The organism is Pseudanabaena sp. 'Roaring Creek', assembly GCF_001402795.1.
Lineage (GTDB): Bacteria > Cyanobacteriota > Cyanobacteriia > Pseudanabaenales > Pseudanabaenaceae > Pseudanabaena.
In genome coordinates, this window is record NZ_LIRE01000394.1 from 1 (window position 1) to 6,192 (window position 6,192).

At 43.2% G+C, this 6,192-nt stretch carries 5 protein-coding genes; 2 read left to right on the forward strand and 3 right to left on the reverse strand.

The features are described 5' to 3' along the window. Nucleotides 1–136 precede the first annotated feature (136 nt). The 3 genes from AC805_RS13260 to AC805_RS13270 all read right to left on the reverse strand — a co-directional run bounded on the left by AC805_RS13260 (nucleotide 137) and on the right by AC805_RS13270 (nucleotide 2,801). Nucleotides 137–553 carry a hypothetical protein gene (locus AC805_RS13260; protein ID WP_231662839.1) on the reverse strand — a complete coding sequence of 139 codons (417 nt, stop codon included), beginning with the start codon at nucleotides 551–553 and terminating at the stop codon, nucleotides 137–139. 219 nt (nucleotides 554–772) lie between these two features. Further along, nucleotides 773–1,222 (reverse strand): hypothetical protein, encoded by a 450-nt coding sequence (locus tag AC805_RS13265; RefSeq protein WP_055075868.1) that lies wholly within the window; start codon nucleotides 1,220–1,222, stop codon nucleotides 773–775. A 628-nt stretch (nucleotides 1,223–1,850) separates the two neighbouring features. Next, complete coding sequence (locus AC805_RS13270) at nucleotides 1,851–2,801, reverse strand: NAD-dependent epimerase/dehydratase family protein (protein WP_055075869.1); 951 nt, start codon at nucleotides 2,799–2,801, stop codon at nucleotides 1,851–1,853. Between the two features lie 462 nt (nucleotides 2,802–3,263). Between AC805_RS13270 and AC805_RS13275 the strand changes: the two genes are divergently transcribed. Both AC805_RS13275 and AC805_RS13280 read left to right on the forward strand, forming a co-directional pair. Further along, the gene (locus AC805_RS13275) at nucleotides 3,264–5,099 is read left to right on the forward strand and encodes an N-acetylmuramoyl-L-alanine amidase (protein ID WP_055075870.1); all 1,836 of its coding nucleotides are present in this window, start codon (nucleotides 3,264–3,266) and stop codon (nucleotides 5,097–5,099) included. After that, the gene (locus tag AC805_RS13280; RefSeq protein WP_055075871.1) at nucleotides 5,086–6,042 is read left to right on the forward strand and encodes an AEC family transporter; all 957 of its coding nucleotides are present in this window, start codon (nucleotides 5,086–5,088) and stop codon (nucleotides 6,040–6,042) included. Before AC805_RS13275 ends, AC805_RS13280 begins: the two co-directional genes overlap by 14 nt. Nucleotides 6,043–6,192: the final 150 nt, after the last annotated feature.

Genomic DNA, 6,192 nt, shown 5'->3' on the forward strand with positions numbered 1-6,192 from the left:
ATAAGTACCTCAGCATAATTAAAATCCAGATCTAAAACCTGTGGCGCACGCGCAGCGTGCGCCACAGGTTTTAGGATTTTATATTTAATTGAGCCCACTTACTTAGTTTTCCCTTACCTATTTAGAATTATCAAAATTATTTCTGCTTGCAATTAAACAAAACTTCCGTAATATGACGATCAAAAAAGGCTATGCCTAACGCAGATTTAATAAGATAGATAGTGAGGATTGTCACTCCACTGATCAATAGGCTCATAGCAATAATCAATAAAACTGCCGCAACTACATTAGCAAATTTGGTAATACCATTGACTTCATAGGATCTTTGTTGTTTGCGTCGATCTTTGCCAATCATTAACACAACAAAGTAGCGGATAAATATTATATCGATCGCAAAGCGTAGATCGATTAACTTGGGTGATGGTTGGGGGATTGCCGTATTAATTACTGATTTTAGATTAGCTTTTTCTTCTTCATCTAATTTTTCAAGAATTGGCAAAGGAATTTGATGCATATAATAATCGGCATCCCTTGAACTGTAATTTCTATGCATCTGTCTCATAATATTTATTTACTAATATAGCAATCCTAAATGGTTTGTGGAAGCGTAACCCGAAGGGTTGTGCTTCCACAAACCCAAAAATCTACAAATGATTTAGGCTGGCTATAAGTAAATGGGCTTAATTAAATATAAAACCCTAAAACCTGCGGCGCATGCGCAGCTTGCACCGCAGGTTTTAGATCTAAATTCTAATTAAGCCAAGCTACTTAGTTATAATGATGAAATTCGTTGGTAAATATGCCAGCCGATACTCATTGCTGACCAAACAAGAATGATTAAGCCATAAATAGACTTTTGTTTGTCTAGTCCAATTCTATACATTCTGGGCTGAGCAAATGCTAATAAGAAAATCATGCTGGTGATATGTATCCAACATGATAGTAATAATAAAGCGACAGTTTGAGGGTTGATCTCTCCTAAAATAAGTGGTCTTGCCCATACAAATACTCCGCCCCACAGCCACAGAGAGATCCATGCGATCGCCAAACTGATTGAAGAACTTCCCGTTTGCGCTAATCTTAAAGTGATTAGATAAGTCCCAATCAAAATAAGTAGATTAACATTATAGGCAGCTAGTATATATCCTACAAATGTATATCCTAGGAATAGAATTATGAGATAAATAATTGAACCGTAGGAAATATTACGTGGATTGATCATGTTGATAAATAATGTTGGGAATGGGGGGATGCTTTTTTGAAGTCATGATTTATCTCAGATCTAAACTATATAATATCCTGCTCGTCAATTCGTTTAATTTGTATAGCTACCGCCAGTCTTGTTAGGACAGAATTAAAACCCAATATCGTGTTGCCGCGCTCCGCGCGGCAACACGATATTGGGTTTTATGTCCTGATACAGTTGGCGGTAGCTATAAATTGTATAATTAAAAACAAAGAAAAATCCTTGGCGCACCCCTAGTCGCGCTAAGGATTTTGGGATTTTATTGTTGCTTTGGGCTAGCTACATAGTTCTTTTAAAATTAGTAGATTATGTGTTTGTGTTTTTGCAAAACATAATAGTAGAAGCTCTTAATTTATTATGGTTGATTTAGATCTATAGCTAAAGTCACTTATCTTAGGACAAATTAAATTCCAAGAATTGACTGGTGGCGCGAAGCGCCACCAGTCAATTCTTGGGATCTCCCATAAAGGATGGAAGGCATAAAGATTCGCCTATCCTCAGTTATCCAATCCACTGAAGTGAGCCAGCACTTTAATGAATTAAAAAATAAACCCCGTAAAGTTTTGAGATTCCCAAGATGGCAATGCTATTTTGGGAATTGGGATTATTTGGTGCTATCTAAAATTTGTGCATCCGTTTCAAAGTCAATATCGGCTTGATGGCGGTTAGAGGGAAGATAGTCTAGTTCAAAGGAAGTTGTTAAACCAGATACGAGATCGTATTTTGGTTGCCATTGTAGGTCTTGATTGGCTTTGGCGATCGCCGCAAAGAAATGTTGTAAGCGAAAGGGAAAAGCTTTCTTTTTGCCAAAGTCAAAATCCTTAGGATTGTAATATACAAAATTGAGTTGACTGGGATCTTTACCAGCCGCGATCGCACATTGTTTGGCAAGCCCGACAAAGGTAACGTAACGGTTATCGGAAATATTATAAATTTCGCCGATCGCTTGTTGATTGCCTAATACCGCTGCCATTGCCCTCGCGAGATCCTCGACATGACCGAGTTGAGTAATAAATTGACCGTTGCCAGGAATGGGAATTGGGCGATCGCGGACGATGCGATCGAAAAACCAAGCTTCCACATCATTGTAATTTTGAGGGCCATAGATATAGGTCGGGCGAATCGAAGTGTAGGGAAATCCATTTTCGGAGTGCAACTGTTGCAGATAGGATTCCGTGTCAAGTTTGCCCTTATGACGGCTTTTGGGATCGGTGGCATCGGTTTCGCGATAGGGCAAAATATCACTATCTAGATATACACCTGCCGAACTCATATAGACAAAATGCTGGAGGCGATCGCGAAAAATTTCGACTAGGGGTTGAGTGTCACTGAGTTCGCGACCGTTGTTGTCAAAAATAGCATCGAAGGATTCGTCCCTAAGTTTGTCTTGCAATTGCTGTGGATCGGTGCGATCGCCAATAATCGTACGCAGTCCTGCAATGGGTGAGGGCTTTTTCCCGCGATTAAATAAAGTTACTTCATGACCTTGGGATACGAGTAACTTCACCAGTGAAACACCGATGAATCTGGTACCACCCATGACTAATATTTTCATTTTAATTTGATTTTTTAACGTGATTTTTGATTGTTAAGTAGCTAAGCATAAGTAAACTTAAAACCTAGAAAAGCGTACCGCCCGCGTAGCGGGCGGTACGCTCTCTGGTTTTGGTTTTTAATTATGCCGAACTACTTATTGCTATCGCCAAGTGTATCAGGAGATAAAACCGAAAAGAGAGCAGTGGCGCTTTGCGCCACTGCTCCTTCATAATTGTACTAATTCACTGAAGTGAGCCAACACTTCAGTGAATTAAAAAACAAACCCAGTCAGGTTTTGAGATTCCCAAAATGGCAGCGCCATTGTGGGAATTGGTATTAGGGGTGTGCGGCTCCGCCGCGCACCCCTAATTATGAAGGAGCAACATGACTAGCGACAGCTATATATTCTGAGTTTTCAAGCACGATAACGTTAAGATTGAGTTGTAAGGTTTATCGCTAATTTAGATAAGTAACAGAGATTATGCGGCGACTGATAGGGATTTTGACGATCGCGATTTTTAGTTTTCTGGTGGTGACTGCGACTAGCGCTGAGAATTTTGTCCCCCCCACCCAATTGCATCTAACCTATCCCCCATTGCAACACACGACCAATAGCGATCGCCTGTTTTTTATCGGGACTGCGCCAAAAGATGGCAATGTGAGCATCAATGGCAAATTAATCCAACGCAGTGAGGCTGGACATTTTGCGCCGAGTTTGCCGCTTCAGTTAGGTGAAAATAACTTTAATATTAAGTACGTTAATTTGGCGGGCGATCCTAATCGCGATCGCCAGATAAATGTCAAGGTGTTGCGAGAGTCGCGTATTACCTTACCGCCTCAAAATATAGGTTTTATCAAAGAATCCCTATTCCCTAGCGTCGATATTGCTAGGCAACCTAACGAGAGAATTTGCTTTGAGGCGATCGCCACGCCCAATGCAACGGTATTAGCGAGGGTCGGCGATCTCGAGATTCCCTTACTACCCCGCCGCCGCAATACACAGTTGCCACCCAATTCTTCGGTATTAACGGGCAATAACCAAGCCACCGAAGAATCACCCTCAGGCTATTATCGTGGTTGTGCTAGTTTTGAGAATGCCAGTAAACTCGGTCAGCCCGAATACGAGATGCGTTTCAAGGATCGGGCGGGCGATCGCATTGTTAAGGAAAAAGCTACTGGTGCGGTAGAGATTCTCTCACCCACAAATATCCAAGTTGCCAGAATAACGGCGATCGTTGCCGATGCTAGAACGGGTGCGAGTACCGATTTCTCAAGGCTGACTCCTTTGCCTCAAGGCACTAAAGCGGTAATCACGGGCAAACAAGGGGCTTGGCTACGGCTGGATTATGGCGGCTGGGTCAGAAAGAGTATGATCGCCATTGAAGAAGATGCGGAAAACTTCGCTAATTCCAATGTACGTAGTATTAATACAAGAAGAATTATCGATCGCGATCGGGCTTGGACAGAGGTAACGATTCCTTTAGAAATACCCGTACCCATCGCTATCGTCCAAAGCGATCGCACCTTTGCCTTAACTCTTTATAATGTCACTGCCCAAACCGATACCATTTCCATTGCTCCCGATACCATTATCAATAAGCTGGATTGGGTACAGTCGGATTCCCGTAAGGTAACCTACACCCTGAGTCTCAAACCCAGACAACAATGGGGATACCAGATTCGCTATCAAGGGAGCAACCTGATTTTATTGCTCAAACATCCCCCAGTTCTGACAGCAGCAAAAGACCGTCAACCTTTAGAGGGCGTTAAAATTCTTCTAGATGCGGGGCATGGCGGTAATGAGGATCTAGGTGCGCGATCGCCAACGGGCTATCCAGAGAAATATGCCACCCTAACTACTGCCACCCTGTTGCAGAGCGAACTCCAAAATCGTGGCGCAAATGTGGTGATGACCAGAACGGAGGATCGGGATGTGGATTTGGGAACGCGAGTTACTAAAATCGAGCAAGAGCAGCCCACCCTATCGATCAGCCTTCATTACAATGCATTGCCCGATGATGGTGATGCCCTTAATACCCTAGGCATGGGGGCTTTTTGGTATAACCCACAAGCCGAAGACTTTGCCAAGTTCATTAACACCTATGTTTCCCAAAAGCTGGATCGGCGCGATTATGGTGTTTATTGGAATAATTTGGCATTGACAAGACCGACAATTGCACCGTCAGTGCTTTTGGAATTAGGTTTTATGATCAATCCCGTTGAATTTGAATGGATTGTCGATCGGCAGCAGCAGAAGTTACTAGCCGCAACCCTTGCCGATGGTATTACTGAATGGATTCTGAATGCTGCTAAATAGTCTTAACGATTTCTGGTCTGGCTTCCATCTTGGCGCTTTGATCGATGCCTATATCCCTTTATTACTATGGACGGGCGTTGGTTTAATATTTTCTCGATTTGCTCCGCAAAATGCTTCCAAAATTTTTGGGGTGGCTCTCTATTGGGTGGGAGTACCTTGGCAGCTCTTTGTATTGGCGCGGCATACGGAGTTTTCGGATACGCCCTATATTCCCTATGTCGCGATCGCTTCTTTAATTATCAGTTGGCTATTAGCGCTCATTGGTTGGCAGTTTGCCAAGCAAGAAGATAGTGATCGCTCTAGCTTGGGTAGCTTTATTTTGGCAACGATGCTCGGTAATACGGGATTTGTGGGATTAACCCTGACCAATTCCCTAACCAGTGCCAACTATGCCGATTGGGCGGTGTTGTATAGCATTACCAGTAATGTGGCTGGTAATTATGGCATTGCCGTATTTATCGCTAGTTACTTTGGCAAAAGCGAGATTAAGCCCCCTTGGTGGAAGCTATTGCTGGATGTCGCGACCGTACCAAGTCTGTGGGCTTTTGCAGTAGGTTGGTATACGCGCCCGATCGCTTTACCCGATGCGATCGAGTCGGGTTTGGATGTGGGGGTATGGGTAACGATCGCCTTTGCCCTGTCCTTAGTGGGTTTACGACTGGGCAAAATCGAGCAATGGACAAGTATTAAACCTGCGGCGATCGCCGCTTTTTTACGGGTGGCGATCGTTCCTTTGGCGATCGGTTTGGTCGCTACAGCCTTTGGACTTCGCCACGATCCCCGCTTAATTCTTACCCTAATGTCGGGAACTCCGACGGGTTTATCTGTACTGATTCTTGCTGAGGTCTATAATCTCGATCGCGATTTACTAATTAGCACGATCGCCTTCTCTTTTGTCGGCATAATTGTTATGCTTCCCGTTTGGATTATCTGTTTTGGCTAGGACTTGTCTTTTTATAGCTGTCGCCAGTCTTGTTAGGACAAAATTATAGTTGTTTTAAATAACTTGTAGACGGGCTTCGACTTCGCTCAGCCCTCGGTGTAAGCTAGCTGAGCGAAGTCGAAGCTGTAGTTTTTATTTGAATTATCTATA